The 21,162-nt window shown below is 64.9% G+C and carries 13 protein-coding genes and 1 pseudogene; 6 read left to right on the top strand and 8 right to left on the bottom strand.

All coding sequences use genetic code 11. The features are described from left to right. Nucleotides 1-358: 358 nt before the first annotated feature. Nucleotides 359-1,486, top strand: coding sequence for an alpha/beta hydrolase (locus tag MTX19_RS15470; RefSeq protein WP_280984802.1), 1,128 nt, complete (start codon nucleotides 359-361; stop codon nucleotides 1,484-1,486). A 123-nt stretch (nucleotides 1,487-1,609) separates the two neighbouring features. On the opposite strand, the gene MTX19_RS15465 is transcribed toward MTX19_RS15470, so the two are convergent. Next, nucleotides 1,610-2,749 carry an MFS transporter gene (locus tag MTX19_RS15465; protein ID WP_280984801.1) on the bottom strand — a complete coding sequence of 380 codons (1,140 nt, stop codon included), beginning with the start codon at nucleotides 2,747-2,749 and terminating at the stop codon, nucleotides 1,610-1,612. A 105-nt stretch (nucleotides 2,750-2,854) separates the two neighbouring features. Further along, nucleotides 2,855-4,117, bottom strand: coding sequence for a hypothetical protein (locus MTX19_RS15460; protein ID WP_280986048.1), 1,263 nt, complete (start codon nucleotides 4,115-4,117; stop codon nucleotides 2,855-2,857). 257 nt (nucleotides 4,118-4,374) lie between these two features. Here MTX19_RS15460 and thrS point away from each other — a divergent pair, with 257 nt between their 5' ends. After that, nucleotides 4,375-6,417, top strand: coding sequence for a threonine--tRNA ligase (gene thrS, locus MTX19_RS15455; RefSeq protein WP_280984310.1), 2,043 nt, complete (start codon nucleotides 4,375-4,377; stop codon nucleotides 6,415-6,417). Nucleotides 6,418-6,501: 84 nt separating this feature from the next. Continuing rightward, nucleotides 6,502-7,065: a nitroreductase gene (locus MTX19_RS15450; protein ID WP_280984309.1), complete on the top strand. Its 564-nt coding sequence runs from the start codon at nucleotides 6,502-6,504 to the stop codon at nucleotides 7,063-7,065. Nucleotides 7,066-7,174: 109 nt separating this feature from the next. On the opposite strand, the gene MTX19_RS15445 is transcribed toward MTX19_RS15450, so the two are convergent. Both MTX19_RS15445 and MTX19_RS15440 read right to left on the bottom strand, forming a co-directional pair. Continuing rightward, complete coding sequence (locus MTX19_RS15445; RefSeq protein ID WP_280984308.1) at nucleotides 7,175-9,658, bottom strand: EAL domain-containing protein; 2,484 nt, start codon at nucleotides 9,656-9,658, stop codon at nucleotides 7,175-7,177. A 182-nt stretch (nucleotides 9,659-9,840) separates the two neighbouring features. Continuing rightward, nucleotides 9,841-10,911, bottom strand: coding sequence for a hypothetical protein (locus MTX19_RS15440; protein WP_280984800.1), 1,071 nt, complete (start codon nucleotides 10,909-10,911; stop codon nucleotides 9,841-9,843). A gap of 239 nt (nucleotides 10,912-11,150) precedes the next feature. On the opposite strand from MTX19_RS15440, the gene MTX19_RS15435 reads away from it, so the two are divergent. After that, entirely contained in the window at nucleotides 11,151-12,182 is a 1,032-nt protein-coding gene (locus tag MTX19_RS15435; RefSeq protein ID WP_280984799.1) for a patatin-like phospholipase family protein, read from the top strand. Between the two features lie 4 nt (nucleotides 12,183-12,186). Here the strand turns inward: MTX19_RS15435 and MTX19_RS15430 are convergent, their stop codons facing one another. Next, on the bottom strand, nucleotides 12,187-12,615 hold the full coding sequence (locus tag MTX19_RS15430) for a CBS domain-containing protein (RefSeq protein ID WP_280977254.1): 429 nt from the start codon (nucleotides 12,613-12,615) through the stop codon (nucleotides 12,187-12,189). 188 nt (nucleotides 12,616-12,803) lie between these two features. Further along, entirely contained in the window at nucleotides 12,804-13,607 is an 804-nt protein-coding gene (locus MTX19_RS15425) for a rhomboid family intramembrane serine protease (protein WP_280984798.1), read from the bottom strand. A 513-nt stretch (nucleotides 13,608-14,120) separates the two neighbouring features. Here MTX19_RS15425 and MTX19_RS15420 point away from each other — a divergent pair. After that, nucleotides 14,121-14,675, top strand: coding sequence for a PAS domain-containing protein (locus MTX19_RS15420; protein ID WP_280984307.1), 555 nt, complete (start codon nucleotides 14,121-14,123; stop codon nucleotides 14,673-14,675). A gap of 802 nt (nucleotides 14,676-15,477) precedes the next feature. On the opposite strand, the gene ltrA is transcribed toward MTX19_RS15420, so the two are convergent. Next, nucleotides 15,478-16,800: a group II intron reverse transcriptase/maturase gene (gene ltrA, locus MTX19_RS15415; RefSeq protein WP_280980119.1), complete on the bottom strand. Its 1,323-nt coding sequence runs from the start codon at nucleotides 16,798-16,800 to the stop codon at nucleotides 15,478-15,480. Nucleotides 16,801-17,483: 683 nt separating this feature from the next. On the opposite strand from ltrA, the gene MTX19_RS15410 reads away from it, so the two are divergent. Then, nucleotides 17,484-19,217 carry an adenylate/guanylate cyclase domain-containing protein gene (locus MTX19_RS15410; RefSeq protein WP_280984306.1) on the top strand — a complete coding sequence of 578 codons (1,734 nt, stop codon included), beginning with the start codon at nucleotides 17,484-17,486 and terminating at the stop codon, nucleotides 19,215-19,217. Nucleotides 19,218-19,305: 88 nt separating this feature from the next. Here MTX19_RS15410 and MTX19_RS15405 read toward each other — a convergent pair. Next, nucleotides 19,306-21,144, bottom strand: a pseudogene (locus MTX19_RS15405) (potassium transporter Kup); the annotation flags it as partial. Nucleotides 21,145-21,162 lie beyond the last annotated feature (18 nt).

The following is a 21,162-nucleotide window of genomic DNA, read 5'->3' as shown; positions in this document are numbered from 1 at the left end:
ATCAAACTTGCCATGACCGGGTAACTGCCGGAATCCGGAAGCGGGAGGCCCTCCCACAATCAAGACACGATTGGATGGTCTCATCACGGCTTCCGGATGTGGGGAAATGCTCCGGAAGCTTAACGGGACCTAAACACCGACAAGCTCAAATACGTCGTTTGCCGGTGGGGTCGGGGCAACGGATGGGATGGTCGGGGCGCAGCCGAAATTCGACAAACGTGATCGTGCGTGCCGGGTGATGCCAGCCTGCGCGACGCGTCATGCGCGGTCGCCCCGCAGCACCCGGATCGCGGCGGCCTTGATCCTCATCCCGTTTGCGCTGCTCCTCGCGCAGTGCGGCAAGGCGCCGAACGCCGACATGCTGGCCGCCAACACGCAGGCAACCGGCGACACGTTCGAGGATCGCTTCCCGGCACCGCAATTCAAGGATCGTTTCCCGACCGAGAAGGAAAGCTTCGTTCCCTACCAGCGGACCGCGGCCGCCGCTCCCGTACCGGCCCAGGTTCCGCAGAAACCGGCGCTACCGCCCGTCCGCGTCGCCTCGATCTCGCCGACACTGACGCTGCCGCGTCCGACCGAGCGCGAGAAGCTGACCACGCTGGTCAGCATGAAGTCCTCGGCTTTCCCCTATTTCGGCAACAACCCGCGCACCGACGCGCCGTTCCTCAACGTCGGCAGCGGCGACCGCCGCGGCCACCGCAGCCTCAGCGGCCGCGTCTACTGGCAAAACGAAACCTACAACGACAACCGCGTGCTGGTGCACGTGCCGGAGACCTTCGACGCCAACAAGCCCGGCGTGATCGTGGTGTTCTTCCACGGCAACGGCGCGACGCTGGAGCGCGACGTGCGCGACCGCCAGCTCGTGCCGCAGCAGATCACCGACTCCGGGGCCAACGCGGTGCTCCTTGCGCCACAAATGGCCGTGGATGCTGCCGACTCCAGCGCCGGCAAGTTCTGGCAGCCGGGCGGCTTCAAGCGGTTCCTCGACGAGTCCGCGCACCACCTCGCCCGCCTCTACGGCGACCCGAAGTCCGAGCAGGTGTTTGCCAACATGCCGGTCGTGATCATCGGCTACAGCGGCGGCTTCCTGCCGACGGCCTGGAGCCTCGAGGTCGGCGGCGCCACCGGTCGCGTCCGCGGCGTGCTGCTGCTCGACGCCGTCTACGGCGAGCTCGACAAGTTTGCGTCCTGGATCGAGAAGAACCGCACCGGCTTCTTCATCTCCTCCTATACCCACTACACCAAGCCGCACGACCGCGAGCTGATGTCGATGCTGCGCGACAAGGGCATTCCGGTCAGCGAAAGCATGGAGGGGCCGCTGCGTCCAGGGAGCGTGGTGTTCGTGCAGACCCGCGACGGCATCACCCACCGAAGCTACGTGACGCAGGCCTGGACCGAGTTCCCGATCAAGCAAGTGCTCAGCAAGATGGCCGCGACGCCGGCGCTGACGCGCATGGCGAGCGCCCCGGCATCCGCGAGCCGTTGACGTCGGCGTCCCACGCACCGCGGTCTCGTTCTCCTTGGCGTGAACTTCAAGGCGATCCTGACGCGGATCGCCGACTGGGGCGCTTTCGAGCGGCTCCGATTCAATCAGAACCGACGCTTGGACTCACTCGGCCGCAGCGGCATGAGCGGCGGCCCGGCGCGGCCGCGTGACGATCACCACCGCAAACGCCACCGCCACGAAGGCGGTCGCGACATAGCCGGCGCTGTGGAGCCACTCGCGCGCAAACAGCAGTCCGCCGATCGCGGAGCCGATGGCCTGACCGATATAGAGCACCGAGGTGTTGAGCGAGACCGACGCCGACGCGAGCGCCGGCGCCGCGCCCACCAGGCGCACCTGCTGCATCGAATTGGTCGACGCAAAGCCGAGCCCCCACAGCGCCACCGAGCCGGCCATCAGCGCATAGGCACCGGCGCTCAGCGCCCAGCCGGCGACGCCGGCGAGCAGCAGCCCGGTGAACAGCAGCGAGGTCTTCCACGCACCCCAGGAATCCACGACGCGCGTCGCCACGACGATACCGATGAACCCGCAGATCCCGTAGAGCGCGAACACGATCCCAATGGCATCGGGGCTTGCGCCGGTGAGTTTGGCCAGCAGCGGCCCCATGAAGGTGAAGACCACGAACTGGCCGGACATCTGCAGCGTCGTGATCGAGAGCAGCAGGACGATCATCGGGTTGCGGCCGAGATCGACCCAGGTTCTCAAGTCGACCGGCGCGCCGCGCAATCCGCCGGGCAAGCGCCACCACAGGAACACGAAGCTCGCGAGCCCCGTCAGCGCGATCGCGCCATAGGTTGCACGGAAACCGTAGCGGCTTGCGATGAAGGTGATCAGCGGCAGCCCGATTGCGGCCGCGAGCGACCAGCCGAGGAAGACATAGGCGATCGTGCTGCCGCGTTTCTCCGCAGGCACGATCAGCGCCGCGGTGCCCGCCGCCTGCGGCGTATAGAGCACGCCGACCGCGAGCATCACCAGGCGGATGATCAGCAGACTGTCATAGTCAGGCGCAATCGCGGACGCCGCATTGGTCAGCGCGAGGACCAGCACCGTCGTCGTCAGCAGCACGCGCCGTTCGATCCGGCTGGTCAGCCACGCCGTCACCGGCGAGCCCACGCACAGCACGATCGCGCCGAAGGTGATCAGCAGACCCGCTGCGCGGATCGTGACACCGAGGCCCTCGGACAAGTCTGCCAGCATGCCCGCCGGCGCCAGCACCGAGCAGCCGGTGACGAGATTTCCGAGCATCAATGCGGTCGGGGCGAAGCGTTTCACGCCGCGTTATTAGCAGATGACGATTTCAATGCAACTGCATCTAAATGCATGGCCCGTGATCGATTGAGCCCCTTGCGCTCATGGCGACGGCGATATTGGAGGCGCTGCGTTGACGTTCGGCGACGCCGCTGCCGGCAACCGCCTCGCTGGCTTGGCAGTGGTTGTCACCGCCGGACAAGACGCCTGAAGCTGCATCCAGGCCGGCTCCAGGCCGGTCGTGTCGATATCGAACGTCGTGAGATCCGCCTTGCCATCGGGCGTCGACGCCGTTTCACCAACTTGCAGATGCGGGGCCGCCAGCACCGCCTTCAGCGCATCGGGCGCGATCGCATCGCTCCAGACCTCATATTTGCCGATCCGCGCCGGAGATTTCCCGAATGTCACGGACTGGTCGGCGCCCGCCGTCATCACCACCGTCCTCTTGCCAGCAGCAGTCTCGTCGACTTCCCGCACGTACATCAGCCGCGCGCGATCCTTGTGCTCGCAGAACAGCCGCCACTCCATCAGCCGGAACGCGGCGCCGTCGCGCTTCTTCTCCAGCGCGATCTTGCGGATATAGGGGCGCACGTCCTTCTCCAGCGTCCACAGCGTTTCGGGCCGCGGCCGCGTGTCGATCCCGAAACGATAGAGCTCTGCGCGCGTCAGCGCGTGCACGTTCTCGAATTTCACCGTCCTGATCAGATCGTTGAACTCGCGCTTGATTCCCATCGCCGCGACGAATGCCGCGCGATCGCGATCGGCGGACACCATCTGCCGCTGCCTGTATTCCGCGACCGCCTGCGGCGGCGGATGCCCATGGATCACGAATGTCAGCCGCGAACTATGCACCGCCATCGCCGCATCGGGCGCCACCTCGCGGGTCGTCGCGCCCAGGAATACGTAGGCGCAGGCTGAATTGCACATCGCATTGCGGGTGGTGAGCTCGGCCTCGACCTCGCCGCGCGCAGCCTTGATCTTCAGGCACTCGGCATCGACCTGCTTACCGCTGCACGCCGGCACGATCGTCCGGCCGACCCGGGCGGTCGCCTTGCGGGCGCGCAACAATCGCGCGATGGCATAGGATTGTTCCACATTGCCCCCGGGCGAATGCAGGTAGATCGGACGCTGCATGTCCTTGACGCCGGCGAGGAAACGGCGGACGCGCGCGGCCGCATCCCGATCGATCTCGCCTTCGATGGCAATCCAGCGGTCGCAGCCGGCACCGCATGCGTTCGCCGGACCCTTGGCCAGATAGATCGTGAGCTTCGGCGCATAGCCGGCCTTCTCGGCCGGCGTTTCTTCCGCCCGCAATGCACCGGCAATCGACAGCGAGGCTACAAGGAACAGGATTTGGATAAGCATGAAATATGCTGGATTGCGCGGTGGAAATTGAATTTCGACGTTAAACGAGGCGCGGCGCGGTCGCAACGTTCGGTCGCATGCGATGCTGGGGAAGATCTTTCCTGCGCGGCAATGCCGCGACCTCGCTTCATCCCTGCGACAATGCTGAGATGCGGATTTTCTTGATATTGCCCGATTGCAGACGCCAAATCCCCTGCTATACCGCTGCTTTCCGCTTACCTGCGCTCGTTCGCAGGAGTGAGCCACAGGAGACTTCAATGGCAGACACGCCCAAGTCCGAATCCGGATTCCAGTACAGCCTCTCGAACCTCAAGCCCGCCGAACCAGTGCACAAGATCGCCCTCACTTTCCCCGATGGAGCGAGGCGCGAATTCGCCAAGGGCACCACCGGCCTCGACATCGCCAAGGGCATCTCGCCCTCGCTCGCCAAGCGCACCGTCGCGATGGCGCTCGACGGAACGCTTGCCGACCTCAACGATCCGATCGAAGCGGACGCGAAGATCGAGCTGATTAGCCGCGACGATCCCCGCGCGCTGGAGCTGATCCGGCACGATGCCGCGCATGTGCTGGCCGAAGCCGTGCAATCGCTGTGGCCGGGCACCCAGGTCACGATCGGCCCGGTGATCGAGAACGGCTTCTACTACGACTTCTTCCGCAACGAGCCGTTCACACCGGAAGATTTTGCCGCGATCGAGAAGCGGATGCGGGAGATCATCGCGCGCGACCAGCCGTTCACCAAGCAAGTCTGGGATCGCGAGAAGACCAAGCAGGTGTTCCGCGACAAGGGCGAGGCCTTCAAGGTCGAGCTGGTCGACGCCATTCCCGGCAACGAGCCGATCAAGATCTATTTCCAGGGCGACTGGTTCGATCTCTGCCGCGGTCCGCACATGACCTCGACCGGCAAGGTCGGCAACGCGTTCAAGCTGATGAAGGTCGCGGGCGCCTACTGGCGCGGCGATTCCAACAATCCGATGCTGACGCGCATCTACGGTACGGCCTTCGCCAAGCAGGAGGACCTCGACGCCTATCTCAAGCAGATCGAGGAAGCCGAGAAGCGCGACCATCGCAAGCTCGGCCGCGAGCTCGACCTGTTCCACTTCCAGGAGGAAGGCCCGGGCGTCGTGTTCTGGCACCCCAAGGGCTGGACCATCTTCCAGCAGCTGATCGCCTATATGCGGCGGCGGCTGACCGGAGATTACAACGAGGTCAATGCGCCGCAGATCCTCGACAAGGTACTGTGGGAGACCTCCGGTCACTGGGATTGGTATCGCGAGAACATGTTCGCGGCGCAGTCGGCCGGCGACGAGGCCGAGGACAAGCGCTGGTTCGCGCTGAAGCCGATGAACTGCCCGGGCCACGTGCAGATTTTCAAGCACGGGCTGAAGAGCTACCGTGACCTGCCCTTGCGTCTTGCTGAATTCGGCGTCGTGCATCGCTACGAGCCGTCGGGCGCCATGCACGGCTTGATGCGCGTGCGCGGCTTCACCCAGGACGACGCGCACGTGTTCTGCACCGAACAGCAGCTCGCCGACGAGTGCCTGAAGATCAACGACCTGATCCTGTCGACCTACGCCGATTTCGGCTTCACCGGTGAGCTCACGGTCAAACTCTCGACCCGGCCCGAAAAACGCGTCGGCACCGACGAGATGTGGGAGCATGCCGAGCGGGTGATGGCGACGGTCTTGCGGGAAATCCAGGCGAAGAACAACAATATCAAGACCGAGATCAATCCGGGCGAAGGCGCGTTCTACGGGCCGAAGTTCGAATATGTGCTGCGCGACGCCATCGGCCGCGACTGGCAGTGCGGCACGACCCAGGTCGACTTCAACCTGCCGGAGCGGTTCGGCGCGTTCTACATCGATCATGACGGCTCCAAGAAGGTGCCGGTCATGGTACACCGCGCGATCTGCGGCTCGATGGAGCGCTTCATCGGCATCCTGATCGAGCACTATGCCGGCAACTTCCCGCTCTGGCTCGCGCCGACGCAAGTGGTGGTCACGACCATCACCTCCGAGGGCGACGACTACGCCAAGGTGGTGGCGGCGGCGGCGCGCCGCGCCGGCCTGCGCGTCGAGATCGACCTGCGCAACGAGAAGATCAACTACAAGGTCCGCGAGCATTCGCTGGCCAAGATCCCGGCCTTGCTCGTCGTCGGCAAGAAGGAGGCCGAGACGCATTCGGTCTCGGTCCGCCGCCTCGGCAGCGAGCGGCAGACCGTGATGCCGACGAACGAGGCGATCGCCGCCTTGGTGGACGAGGCGACCCCGCCGGACGTCAGGCGGGCGCAATCGGCGGCGTGATCTTCACAATCGGTCTAAATTGACTTTCATCGGCCTGGTCGTGTCCCCATCTTGGGGGCACGACTTCACTTGAAGGACATGTCCGTGCCCGATGCCATCGAACTCCTGAAGACCCGCCGCTCGATCAAGCCTCGCGAGATGACCGGGCCCGGCCCCTCACCCGCCGAGCTCGAGACCATCCTGACGATCGGCGCGCGCGTTCCCGACCACGGCAAGCTCGCGCCCTGGCGTTTCATCGTGTTCGAGGGCGATGCCCGCGTGCGCGCCGGCGACGTGATCGCCAAGGTTTTCGCCAAGAAGAATCCCGGCGCGCCTGCCTCCGACATCGAGATCGAGAAGAAGCGCCTGACTGATGCGCCGCTGGTGATCGGGATCGTGAGCTTCACCAAGCCGCACCCGAAGGTGCCGCCGTGGGAGCAGGAACTGTCGGCGGGCGCGAGCGCGATGAACATCGTCACCGCGGCGACCGCGCTCGGCTACGGCGCCTGCTGGTTGACCGGCTGGTTCGTCTTCGACCGCGACGTGCTCGACGGTCTTGGCCTGAAGCCCGACGAAAAGCTCGCCGGCCTGATCCATATCGGCAAGCCGACCAAGCCGAGCGAGGACCGCCCGCGCCCCGCGCTGTCGGACATCGTCACGCGATTCTGAGGTTTGCATACGCGGTGTCATTGCCGAGCTTGACCCGGCAATCCATCAAACAAGAGTCCTTGAAGGATGGATACCCGGGACACCCCGGGAATAACGACCCAAAAACTTGCTACGCCGCCCTCGACGCGCGCTCGGCAAAGCCGGTCAGCAACGCCCCGATCTCGCTCGCCGGCCTGGCGGCGCTGAACAGGAAGCCCTGCACCTCGTTACAGCCTTCCGCGCGCAGCCAGTCGAGCTGATCGATGGTTTCGACACCTTCCGCGGTCGTGGTGATCTTGAGGCTGCGGCCGAGCCCCGAGATCGCGCGCACGATCGCCAGGCAATCGGAGCGCCGAGCGAGGTCCTTCACGAACGAGCGGTCGATCTTGATCTTGTCGAACGGGAAGCTGCGCAGATAGCTCAGGCTGGAATATCCGGTGCCGAAATCGTCCATCGAGATGCTGACGCCGAGCTCGCGCAACTGGTGGAGGATCGCGAGGTTGGCTTCGGTTTCTGCCAGGAATACCGACTCGGTGATCTCGAGCTCAAGCCGCCGTGCCGACAGGCCGGAATGCGCGAGCGCCGAGATGACGGCCTGGACGAGATTGCGGCTGCGGAACTGCACCGGCGACAGGTTGACGGCAACCTTGACATCGGCCGGCCACTTCGTCGCTTCCGAGCAGGCCTCGCGCAACACCCATTCGCCGAGCGCGACAATCAGGCCGATGTCTTCCGCGACCGGGATGAACTCCGCCGGCGAGACCATCCCCTTCTGCGGGTGCCGCCACCGCAGCAGCGACTCGAAGCCGCTGATGCGGTCGGCCGCGATATCGACCAGCGGCTGGTAATGCAGCTCGAACTCGCCGTTAGCGAAGGCGGCGCGCAGATCGCGCTCCATGTCGCGGCGCTTCTGCGCCTGCAAGTCCATCTCGGGTTCGAAGAAATGGTGCACGCCGCCCCCCTCGGACTTGGCGCGATACAGCGCCATGTCGGCGTTGCGCATCAATTCTTCCGACGTCGTGCCGTCGCCCGGCGAAAGCGCGATCCCGATGCTGGCGCCGACCACCACCTCGAGCCCGTCGATGTCGTAGGGCGCGCTCAGGACCTCGATCAATCCTTCGGCAAATGCGCTCGCATCATTCGGCGAAACGTCGGCGCCGAGCACGATCGCGAACTCGTCGCCGCCGAGACGCGCAGCCATGTTGTCACCGTGCACCTCCGATCTCAGCCGCTCCGCCACCAGCTTGAGCAGCCGGTCGCCCATCGGGTGACCGAAGGAGTCGTTGACGTTCTTGAACAGGTCGAGGTCGACGCACATCACCGCGACGCGCCGGTTGCCTGAGCGGCTGCGCTCCAACGCCTCGCGCAGGCGCTCCTGGTAGAAGTCGCGGTTCGGCAGGTTTGTGAGTCCATCATGGTGCGCCATGTGAGCGATCCGTGCCTCGGCGGCGCGGCGTTCCGTGATGTCGACGATCGCGACCAGATAGCCATCGCGGCCATCGAATGTGACCTTGCGTCCGAACGTCAGCACATGAATCTCGCTGCCGTCGGCCTTGATGTGGCGCCAGTCGCGGTTGGATTGATAGACATCGCCGACCTCGCGCAACGCTTCGCTGTGGACGGCCCACTCGTCCTCCGGCCAGATCTCGCGCAGCGTCATGCGGAGGAATTTCTCGCGGCTGTATCCATAGTGCTGAACAGCCGCGTCATTGACGCTCAGGAATTCCATCTTGTCGGCGTCGAACACCCACATCGGCATCGGGTTGTTCTCGAACAACAAGCGGAATGAAACCTCGCGCCGCTTCAGCGCCGTGACATCGGAGACCGTCAGCGACAGCATGTCGCCGAACGCCGTGACGCCGAGCCGAACGCACCGGTCGCCGCTGTCGATCTCGAACTGCCCACCGTGGCCCCCTGCGACGAACGCGCGGAGCCGTCCGATCACCTCCGGCGCGGCAAGCGGATTGCCGCCAGCGGAAAGCCGGCGCCATAGCAGATCGGTCGCCGGCTGCATCAAGAGCCTTGCGGCGCCCTGGTTGAGATGCACGACCTGGAAGTCGGCTGGTTCGCCGTACGCGTTGCGGATCGCGGCAAGCGACAGCACGCCCTCATCGGTGGCAGAGAAAATCGTGTCCAGCAGATTGTACTGCGCATTGCGCTCATTGACGTAGACGCCGACCAGCATGCCGCCCCAGCGCGACCGCGTCGGCAGCGCCAGCACGTCATAGGTCCGCACCAGACCGTCGCGCACGCAATGCGCCGATGCGAGATAGGGGCGACTGTTCTCGCGTGCGTTCGCCGCGGCTTCGGCCAAAGCGGTCGCACAGTCCGGCGGCAGCGCACTCAAGGGGATGTCCCAGCGGTCGTCGTTCAGCCACGCCTGGATGTACCGGCCGGGGTGGGAGACGCGCAGCACGCCATCGTCGTTACGCAGCAGCACGATGTGATCTGCGAGCCGGCCGAGGCTGCCAAGCATCACGTCTTCATAATGCGGCAGCTTCTCGCCCGGACGGACGGCCGCCTGCCACTTGCGCTGCAGAACCGGGACGTCGGCGAACATCTCGGTGTTGAATTTGGCCGATGTCTTTGCTGATTTCTTGTTGGCCACGACCATGGCACGCCCCGTTCACGCAAACGCTTGTCCCCGCCGGCATCCAATTCATCCGCGCTTAACGCCATGTAAAAAAATGCGGAAGCGGCGCACCGCCCGGGCGATTATGACAGTTTTAAGTCGCGCGATGGTTAGTCGGCGTTAGAGACTATGACAGTCGCATGAAATGCAAGCTGCGCCCCGCGTTAGCGCGCGATGACCTCCACCTCGCCATCGACGCCGTTGACGACGTTGAAGGGACGCTCGAACACCTTGCCTTCGTTCTTGGCAATCGCACGATACTCGCCCTCGGAGAGCACCACGCGCGGGAAAGCGCCGATCGATTCCTTGATCACGTCGCCACCCGGGGTGATCACCGACCAAGCGGTGTTGGCAAGAGCTTCGCCGCCCTTCTCGCTGACGAGCTTAAGGGTGATGACCGCGGCGCGATGTGTGACGGTCACGTCGGTCAGCTTGCCGGCCTGGACGCGGATATCGGAGCGCACCACCGAGTTGGCGTCGCCGTAGTTGGAGACGATGTAGTAGGTCCCCTCCGGCAACAGCGCGACGTCGCCGGCGGCGACGTTGGGGATCAGCGGATTGCGATCCGAACCGTCGAACTGGCTGCCCTTGTAGATCGCGAACGAAATCTGGTTGGCCGGGATCTTGCTGGTGCCGACCCGGCCCTCGATCCGCAGGCCTCCAGCCGGCAGCACGAAGGACTCGCGGTCGGTCTCCGACTTGAGGCTGACGGCACGGACCGCGCTGACGAGACCGAGCGCGACATGCACGACATAGTTGCCCGGCGGCAGCACGATGTTCGGCGTCGCGCCGCGCTCCTCGCGGACCAGCTTGAAGGTCCCGTTCTCGTCCGGCTTGTCGGCGAACACCCGCCACACCAGCCCGCCGTTGATGACCGGCATGTCCTTGCCGTACCGCGCCGTCAACGCGAGCACCGCCTGCCCCGCGGTCGAGATGCCCGGCGGCGGCGCCACGGGCGGCATGGTCGCAATCGATGGCTGGACGATGGTCGGCTGGGTGAGCGGCGACGGCAGGGTGGGCCCTGAACCGGCTCCCGAAGGTGGCGCCAGATTGAGCGCCGGGCCGGAAGGGGCCTCCGGGACCGAGGCCGGCGGGATCGGCGGCGGCCGATCGCTGAACAATTGGGCCGACGCGAAATCGGGGAGCAGGGCGATCAAGATAGCCGCAAGCGCGATCACCGGAAGGAGCCGCCTGCCCCGCCCGCGTCCGCCGATGCCATTACCCCACGAAGTCATCGCCATGCTTTTCAACGAAAACGCGGCAAATTCAAGCCTTGGCGGCGGCCCGGAGGCCTTGATCCCCATTTGGAACAGATCGATCAAGCCGATGTTAGTCCTAGCGTCGTGGTCCAGTCACAATTCCTGCCTAGGCCGAGCTGGCTGGACATAAACCATGCATGTGGACGATTCTGGCGAAGCGGCGCCGCGAGGCATAAGCTCGCGCCGGCAGGAGATGTGTCGTGTTGGACAGCTGGATGGGCCGAGGCCACAAGAGCTCCGACGGCCCCGACAAGGTCGGACTGGGAACGGTTCGCCGTCCTGTGATCGGGCTTGCCCTCGGCGGCGGGGCCGCCCGGGGCTTTGCCCATATCGGTATCGTCAAGACCCTGCTCGCCCACGGCATCGTCCCCAATGTGGTGGTCGGCACCTCGATCGGCGCCGTGGTCGGCGGCGCCTATGCCGCCGGTCATATCGAGACGCTTGAGCAATGGGCTCGCGGCCTGCAGCCGCGCAGCGTCCTCGGCTACCTCGACATCCGCCTCAGCGGCTCCGGCCTGATCGGCGGCAGCAAGCTTGCCGCCGAACTCGAGGCGGCGCTGGGGCAGTCCGCGATCGAGGACCTCCCGGTCAAGTTCGCCAGCGTCGCGACCGAAGTGCGCACCGGCCACGAGATCTGGCTGACCCACGGCCGCGTGGTCGACGCCATGCGCGCCTCCTACGCCCTGCCCGGCATCTTCGCTCCCGTCCTGATCGGCGATCGCTGGCTGGTCGACGGCGCGCTGGTCAACCCGGTGCCGGTGTCGGCCGCGCGTGCGCTCGGCGCCGAGATCGTGATCGCAGCCAACCTCTCCAGCGACGTGTTCGCGCACTCGACCACGATCTACAATCACGGTCAGTCCGCCGCACCCGAGATGACGGTGGCGGTGACCGCCGAGCCGGCGCTCGAGCCCGAGCCGCCGAAGCGCCGCTTCGGGCGCTTCTTCTCGGCCGAACGCACCGTGAAGCGCGAATTCTTCGGCAGCGCGAGCCGGCCGGGCATCTCCAGCGTCATGGTCGACGCCTTCAACATCATGCAGGACCGCATCACCCGGGCGCGCCTCGCCGGCGATCCGCCCGACATGCTGATCTCGCCGCGGGTCGGCCAGATCGGCTGGTTCGACTTCCACCGCGCCGACGACCTGATCGCGCACGGCATCCGCGCCGCCGAGCGCGCCATCGGCGCGATCGAGGAAGCGATCGACATCCTGGTGCCGCCGTCGACCGGCGCCGGCACCGCGGGCAAATAGCGCTTCAAGCCGTCTTGATGTAGTCGCGCAACGCCTCCTGCTCGTGCTCGTATTCCTGCACGCGCCGCTTGACGATGTCGCCGATCGAGATCAGCCCGACCACCCTGCCGTCCTCGAGCACCGGCAGATGGCGGAACTTGCCCGTCGTCATCATCTCCATGATCCCGGCGACGGTGTCGGACTGCAGGCAGCTGACGACCTTCTTCGTCATCACCGCGCTCACCGGCTCCTCCAGCACGCCCGCGCCGCGCTGACCGAGCACACGCACGATGTCGCGCTCCGACAGGATGCCCTCCATCCGGCCCTGATCCATCACCAGCACAGCGCCGATCTTGCGTTCGCCGAGCAGCTTGATCGCAGCCGTCAGCTTCGCGCCCGGCTCGACGCTGACGATCTGATGGCCTTTTGCATCGAGAATGGAACGTACCGTCATTGTCGCCTCCCTGCATCCGTTCGTCTCCCCTTGAGCGGGGATCGATCTGTTCGCCAGAGCCTTCAATCAACAGTTCCGCGCCGATTTCGGTTCCGGGGCGCGGTCAACAGCGGCGCTGCATTTGTCAGCCCGCTTCATCTTGCGTTGCAAAGATGATGGATGAATTCGACCCGAGCCGCAAGCGGCGATCAGACGCGCCCCGACTGGTCCGCCGATGACGCATCTGCAGCATCGCCTTGGGTGCGCGGGACCGGATCGAACAGTGAGAACAGCACCAGCCCGGCAAGGAAGCCGCCGATATGGGCCTGCCAGGCGACGCTGACGTCGTCGCCGCCGACCGCGATCGAGCCGACGCCGAACACGATGTTGACGCCGAACCAGACCGCCAGGAAGCCCAGCACGCGGCCGTCGCGCAGCGCCCGCGACAACGACAGCGCCGGCACCTTGGCGGCCGCCTCGGCGTCGCCCCGGCTGAACGAGAGGAAGCTGCCCTTCACGAAGGCAAAGCGGATCGCCGCCGCCATCGTCCCCGACACCGACGCCGATGCACCGATCATTGGCGCGATCGCATGTTCGTGGGTCAACAGATGCGCGAGCGCGCCGGCAGCCGCCGTCACGGCCATGAACACGAAGAAGCGCAGCGCGCCGAAACGCCGCGCGAGCGCGCTGCCGAACGGCAGCAGCCACAGCACGTTGAAGCCGATATGGGTGAGATTGGCGTGCAGCAGCGAATAGGTGACGAAGGTCCAGACCTTGGCGCCCGCCCCGCCCGGAAAGGTGATGTCGAGCAGCGTCGAATCGTAGCGCTTGGGGATGAAGCCGAAGACGTCGATCGTCCAGTTTTCCATCTCCGGCGGCAGCAGGACCCGCAAATGGATCACCGCGAGCAACAGGATGTAAGCGGTGAGCGCCGGCGGCAACGTCAGGATCGGCTCGCGCGGCGCTTCCGGTGGCGGCGGTTGCTCGAGCTGAGGTTCGGGATGGGAGTCCAAGGGATCGACGACCTCGAAAGCGGCGGTGAATCCCAGATAGGCGGCTTTCGCCGCGCTGTGCAAGTGCACAATCCCGAAATCGGTCAACCTGGTGTCCCGAGGTGCGACACAGCGCCGACGCCGGCAGGCGCGGCAAAAGCAAAAGGGAGGGCGCTGAGAACACCCTCCCCTGTTTCTGCTGGTCTTCTCGCGCCCGAGAGGGATCGGGAACGCATCCCCACCCCTCCCCGCGCGACGACCAAACTGTTTGACGCCACCTGTATGCGTACGCCGCCGGCCCTTGGGGCCAATCGGCGCGAACGGGAATGCGGGCACCCTATGTCGGGTTCCGGCTACCGCCAAGCATATAGTTAAATTTACGTTAACGACGCAAAGATGCCGATAAGCCGCCGAAAACGCGGCCGCGGCATGGACGCTGCACAGCCTTCCCTGCACAACAGAGAAGGGAAAGCGCCTGCACGAAATCGGGACAGATGTGTCCCGCCAAGACGGGCGCCGGGCAAGGTTCTTCAGATGAAACACAGCTCCAGCCGCGAATTCTTCGCTTACTGGAATGCGAAACGCGGCGATGCACGCGCACCTGACCGGAGCGAGTTCGAGCCGTCCGCGGTGCGCGAGCTGCTGGCCGACATCTTCGTGCTGTCCTATGACGGCGAGGCCGGCTATCCCTTCCGTGTCGCGGGCACCCGGATCTCGGCCCTGCTGGGCTGCGACCTCAAGGACCGGAGCTTTTCCGCGCTGTTCGCGAGCGAAAGCCGCGGCGAGATCGAAGAGATCATCACCTGCGTTGCCGAGGAGACGCTGCCGGCCATCGCCGGCATTACCGCAACCACCGCGACCGGCGCGCGAGCGCACCTCGAATTGCTGCTGCTCCCCTTCTCCGCCCGCGTGCATACGCCGGCGAGCCTCACCGGGCTCCTCGCCCCCTTTGAAGATAACACCACCACGCTGCACGATCTGGTGCTCACCTCCTGGCGCTATCTGCATCCTCCGGAACGGCTGGTGCCGCGTGCCCTGCGAAAGCTCGCGATCGCGCGCGGCATGATGGTCTACGAAGGCCTGCGGTAGTCGCGAAGGTTTCGCTGCCGTTCGCGGTCGTCCCTGCGAAAGCCGGGTCCAGGGGACCATGACAGTCATTGCGAGGAGCTCGCGACAAAATTGCAAAGCAATTTTGCGCTGAAGCGACGACTTGTCCGCCGAAGCCTCGGCGAAGGCGGAAGCAATCCGTCGCTCCGCCCCGCCGTCATACCCAGCGCATGCGGGGTATCCAGTACGCTGCGGCCTCTCGGATCAATCACTGCTGCCTCTGGAATACTGGATCGCCCGCTTTCGCGGGCGATGACAGTCGTGGAGATATGGCTTCGCGTTCTCGCGACGTGAGCCGTCCGAGTCTTGCGTAACTTTCCACCCTCCTTCCGAACAGAGGGCGCAGGGAAAGCCGGGTGCCGATCGCACCCATGGGTCCCGTGCGAATGGAAAGCACGGGAGGTAGGACCACAGGTGAAACCGGAACGATCCCGGCTTTCCCTGCGCGATGGGTTACGGCTTATACGTGCTCTCCCCGGCGAGACTGGGCTTTGTTGTCACCGTCATCGGCGAGAGAATTTGTCTCTCCTGCTGATGAGACACCTGCCACTAGGGCGTCAGGCCTGCACGATTTCGCCGTCCGCTATCTGCCACGCTCGTCAGCCGTGACTTCGGCGTCCACCGCATCTCGACCCAACACTCGTGACGATCGCGAAGCGCCCCTCAGGCGGGGTAGAGTCGGGGAAGGGCGCGGTAGCTTGGGCCATTCGGCAACGCCCCGTTTCCCTTCCTCGCTCATCAAACCGGACGTGCGGAGCTACCGCATCCGGCTTTCCGACTGGCTTCAGTGCAAGGCCCACGGCGGCGGTCCCAAGTGGACGCGTCGGAGGTGCAAGACCCCGAGCGCGCCAAACACAGCCTCTCGCGGGAAGAGGCGGGTGCCACGCGACGGCACCTTGTGACGTCGGACCAGGAATCCGCGGACCCGTTCGTACACATGGTTATCGACGGTCCGGTACGCCGGTTTCCGAGTGCCGTAGCCGAAGTACGTGCTCCAGCCTCGCAACAAGCGATTGAGCCGGTCACGCACGTCAAGCCAGCACCCGGTGTTGCCGGGGACCAGGATATCGCTCACCTTGGCTTTGAGCCGCTGAACACTCTTCTTGGACGGGCTCGCGCCCAGATACCAATGGCCATCTTTCCGGTACCGATGCGGCCCGAAGCTATAACCAAGGAAGTCGAAGCTCTCGCGCCGGGCATCCTTCACCGAGGTTTTCGCCTCGTTGAGCGTCAGCCCGAGTTTCGTCATCACCGCTTTCGTCCACGCCAGAGCCTCGTGCGCATAGCCGCGGCTGAGGATGACGAAGTCGTCGGCGTACGAGACGATGTGGGCGCGGAAGGCTTCGCCGCGTCCGGTCAATCGCCAATGCTTCAGGAACCGGTTCATATAGATGACGGAGAGCAGCGGGCTTGCAACACCGCCTTGCGGTGTGCCGCGCTTGCTGTTCTTGCCGCCACTCATGCGCCGCTTCCCGTTGCCGTCCCGCTCCTCGACCGGCGCTTGCAGCCACAGCTTGATCAGCCACAGCACATGCCGGTCAACGATGCGTCGGGCCACCGATTTGAGGAGGTCCGAATGCGGGATCGTGTCGAAATATTTCGACAAATCGGCGTCAACCACGTCGGTATAGCCCCGGCAAATCAGCCGGTGCGTTTCCTTGATCGCATCGACCGCGCTGCGACGCGGACGATAGCCATAAGCACTGTCCTCGAAGTCCGCTTCGAATATCGGTTCCAACACGAGTTTGGCGGCAGTCTGAATGACGCGACAGCGGATCGTGGGAATGCCGAGCGCGCGCTCGCCTCCCCCGGGCTTCGGGATCATCACCCGCCGCACCGGATCGGGTCGGTACGTCTTCGAAACGAGGTCCTCGCGCAGCCCCGCTAACCATGCTTCCACGCCCGACGCCTCGATCTGCTCAAAGGTCACCCCGTCAACACCAGGCGCACCCGCATTGGCACGGGCCAGCGCGTAGGCGTGGCGCAGAATGTCCTCACGGCAGATCTTGTCGTAGAGCAAATAGAAGCGGTAGGCAGGCTCCGCCTTCGCCTTGCAATAGAGCTTTCTCTGAAGGGTCCTGATCCTTTCAGGCGTTTCGAGGCTCATCGCCAATCACCTGTTTCCTCACCGTCTTTGAAAGCACACCAGAAGTCAGGGACCTTCCCTCCGCCGGCATTACCCGGTTTCAACGGTACCGCGTCCCTGTCCGACTCCCGCTGCAGGCCGCCGCCAATTGCGACGTTGAAGACGCGACCTCCGCCCGCTGCGGGTCTCCCCCGATTACCCGCATCGCCCTTCCAGCGTGCCGAGTCCACTACCCCGGCGGATCAAACAGGTGCGCACGTCGATTGCTTCCCTATCCACACGGCCTTCCCCGTATCTCAGGCGGGTCGGCATCCGCATCTTCACTTTCGAGGCCTGCTCAGACTTCACTCATATTACGGCCCGCTGGATTGCTCGACCGCCCAAGGCGGCCTTTGTCACGAGGCTTCGAACCGGCCGGTTACCCGACCGATCCGCTCGTCAGCTACCAGATCAATCGACAACTATCTGGGTGGAATCCTCCTCCACTGGTGATGCGCGCCGTCGGGGCGCACTGAGACGGCCGGATTCGTGCCACTGATTTGCCCGACGACGGAAGCGGAATATTTTTCGCACGAGGACTGGACAGCCCCAATCGCGTTGAAATATCTGGCAAAATTCGCGCCTGCGCGCACGGGTGAACTTGCGCCGCGGGCGGAGGAACTCTATTAGCTGTACGGCGCGACCAGGGGCGCCAAGCGCAGGGCATGTTTCGCAAATCGATCAGGCAGAAGATCGTCGGCATCGCCGCGGGGCTGATCATCCTCGCGGTGGTCACATCGCTGTTGTCGATGGTGATGGCGAGCCGGGTCGGCCATCTGCTCGGAGAGCTCACCAATCGCTACATTCCCGCCTACGCCCATCTCGCCCGTATCAATGTCCGCTCGCTCGAACGCTCGCTCGCGATGCGGCGGATGATGATGGCGAAGATGCAGGGGCCGGCGGAAGACGAGACCTACGCCGCCGCGCGCAAAACCTTCGATGCGATCAATCCGGTGATCACCCAGGAGGCCAATGCCGCACGCAAGTTGATCGACGCGATCATCGAGGATCCATCTACCCCCTCCGACAACGCCGCGCTTGGACGCATCGACGACCGGATCGACAATGCGCTCAACGACCTGCTCGTCCGGCTGAACACGGAAAACCAGGCGCTGCTCGATGAGCTCGACGCCAAGGACTTCGCCGACGCGCGGAAGACGATGCTCCGCGCGGAAGCGCTGCGCGACGAATTCAACACCAGGATCGAAGGCATTCGCGCCGACATGCTGACCCAGGTCGGCCGCAGCGCAAGGATCGTGATGAGCTCCCAGCAGCGCGCCATCATCGTCTCGGCCGTCGTCACCGCGATCGCCGCCGTGCTCGGCTTCGTGTTCGCGATGCTGGTCGGCAGCGGGATCACGCGCCCGGTCATGCGGCTGCTGGAGGGCACCCGCGAGGTCGAGGCCGGCCGTCTCGACGGCACCATCACCATCACGACGCAGGACGAGATCGGCCAGCTCTCGGCCGCCTTCAATCGCATGATCGAGACGCTGCGCCACAACCAGCGCATCCGCGAAACCTTCGGCCGCTACATCAATCCGCGGATCGCCGAAGGCCTGCTCGAACAGCCGGCGATCGCCGCCACCGAAGGGCAGCGCCGCGTCATGACGGTGATGTTCTGCGACATGAAGGGCTTTACCACCCTGAGCGAGGGCGTGACGCCGCGCGGGCTGGTCAAGATCATGAACCTCTATCTCTCGACCATGTCCGCGCCGGTCCACGCACATCGCGGCATCATCGACAAATATATCGGCGATGCCATCATGGCCTATTGGGGCGCGCCCTTCGTCGAGGAGACCGAGCAGACGCAGCTCGCGGTGCTCGCCGCGCTGGACATGATTGGCCATGTTGCACAGCTGCGCAAGGAGTTGCCCGAACTGCTTGGGGTCCGCGCGATCCCGACCGACTGCGACATCCGCATCGGGATCGCCACCGGCGAAGCGCTGGTCGGCAGCATCGGCTCCGAATTCATGATGAGCTACACCGTACTCGGCGACACCGTGAACCTCGCTTCGCGGCTGGAAGGCGCCAACAAGGTCTATGGCAGCCGCAGCCTGATCTCGGAAGCGACCGCCGCCGCTTGCACGGCAACCGTCGAGCTGCGCGAGATCGACCGGCTGGTCGTGGTCGGCCAGAGCCAGCCGCAGACCGTGTTCGAGATCATGGGCAGGAAGGACGAGCTCACGCCGGCGCAGACGCTGCTGCGGCAGCATTATGCGGAAGGTCTCGCGGCCTATCGGGAACGGCGCTGGGACGACGCCGAGCGCGCCCTCGCCGTCGCGCTTGAAGCGGTGCCCGGCGATGGCCCGGCGGCGGCCTTGAAAGCGCGCGTCGAGGGCTTCCGGCAAAGCCCGCCTCCCGCGGACTGGGACGGCGCCTGGCACCTGGAGCACAAGTAGCGCCGCCGCGCGCTAAGGGGGTGTACTCATAAAAGTCCGCTTCTGAGGGCGAAGCGGTAGTTGCGACCCAAAGCGGACCTGAGGCAGCCTAAATCGCCACCTGCGCGCCGATCTCCACGACACGGCCAGTCGGAATCCGGAAATAGTCGGTCGCATCGCTCGCGCCGGAGGCGAGCGTGATGAACAGGCGATCCTGCCAGCGCGGCATTTCCGAGTGGGCAGCGATCCTGAGCGAGCGCCGCGACACATAGAACGAGGTCGACATGATCTCGAACTGCCACCCCGCCTTACGTGCCAATGCGAGGGCTTCCGGGATATTCGGCACGTCCATGAAGCCGAAGCGCAGCTTGACACGAAGGAAGCCATCACCCAGCGGCTCAATGCGAACGCGCTCTTGCTCGGGGACACGCGGCGTCTCGGCATATTCGACTGTCAGCACGACGTTGCGCTCGTGCAGCACCTTGTTGTGCTTGAGATTGTGCAGCAGCGCGGTCGGCGCATGGTCAGGGTTGCCGGTCAGGAAAACGGCGGTGCCGGACGCGCGATGCGGCGGCGATCGTTCCAACATCCCGACCAGAGTAGCCAGCGGGACTTGCAGCTTTGCGGTCTTTGCCGCCAGCACCGCCGTCCCACAGCGCCAGGTATACATCGCCGTCACCATGGCAGCGCCCAGCATCAGAGGCATCCAGCCGCCTTCCATGACCTTCAGCAGGTTGGCGCCGAGGAAGGTGAGATCCAGCAGCAGGAACGGCGCCACCAGCGCGCCGGCCGCGATCGCGGACCAATTCCACACTTTCCAGATCACCACGAAGGCGAGCATCGCCGTCACCACCATCGTGCCAGTGACGGCGATGCCATACGCCGAAGCCAGCGCGTTCGAGGAGCGGAACATGAACACCAGCACCAGTACGCCAACCAGCAGGAATCCGTTGACGCGCGGCATGTAGATCTGTCCTACGAGCGCCTCGGAAGTGTGCCGGATCTCCAGCCGCGGCAGCAGGCCGAGCTGGATCGCCTGTTGGGTCAACGAATAGGCGCCGGTGATCACCGCCTGACTGGCGATGACGGTGGCAGCGGTGGCGAGCACCACCATCGGAATCAAGGCCCATTGCGGGTAGAGCAGGAAGAGCGGATTTTCGATCGCTGCCGGACTGGCCAGGATCAGTGCGCCTTGGCCAAGATAATTGATAACGAGCGCCGGCAAGGCCACGAACAGCCATGCGGTCCGGATCGGCCCGCGGCCAAAATGGCCGAGATCGGCATAGAGCGCCTCCGAGCCGGTGACGACCAGGAACACCGCGCCTAACGTCAAAAACCCGATCATGCCGTGTTCGAGCAGGAAGCGCACGCCGTGCAGCGGATTGAAGGCGAGCAGCACCGACGGATTGTCCGAGATATGCCACAGGCCCGCCAGCGCAAGCGCGACGAACCACACCAGCGTGATCGGACCAAAGAACGCGGCCACCCGCGCCGTTCCCCGCGATTGCACCGCGAACAGCCCGAGCAGGATCGCTGCGGTTATCGGGACCACGTAGGGATCGAAGGCCGGAGTGATGATCTTGATGCCTTCGACGGCCGAGAGCACGGAAAGCGAGGGAGTGATGATCGCGTCGCCAAAGAACAGGCCGCCGCTGATGATGCCCAACAGCATGATCATCGGCGCGCGTCCGCTCACGGCCTTGTTGGCGAGCGCCATCAACGCGAGTGTGCCGCCCTCGCCATGGTTGTCCGCGCGCAGCAGGATGACGACGTATTTCAGAGTGACGACGAGCAACAGCGCCCAGATGATCAGCGACAGGATGCCGAGCACGACCTCGTAGCTCGCCGAATTACCGGAGCCTACCGCGGCCAGTACGGATTCTTTCACGGCATAGAGCGGGCTCGTCCCGATATCGCCATAGACGACGCCGATGGCGCCGAGAGTGAGTCCCCAGAAGCCGGCATG

Origin of the sequence: Bradyrhizobium sp. ISRA464, from assembly GCF_029910095.1 — a bacterium.
In the GTDB taxonomy this organism is placed as follows: Bacteria; Pseudomonadota; Alphaproteobacteria; order Rhizobiales; family Xanthobacteraceae; genus Bradyrhizobium.
The sequence above is the reverse complement of the archived record's forward strand: the minus strand, read 5'-3'. Positions and strand labels throughout refer to the sequence as shown.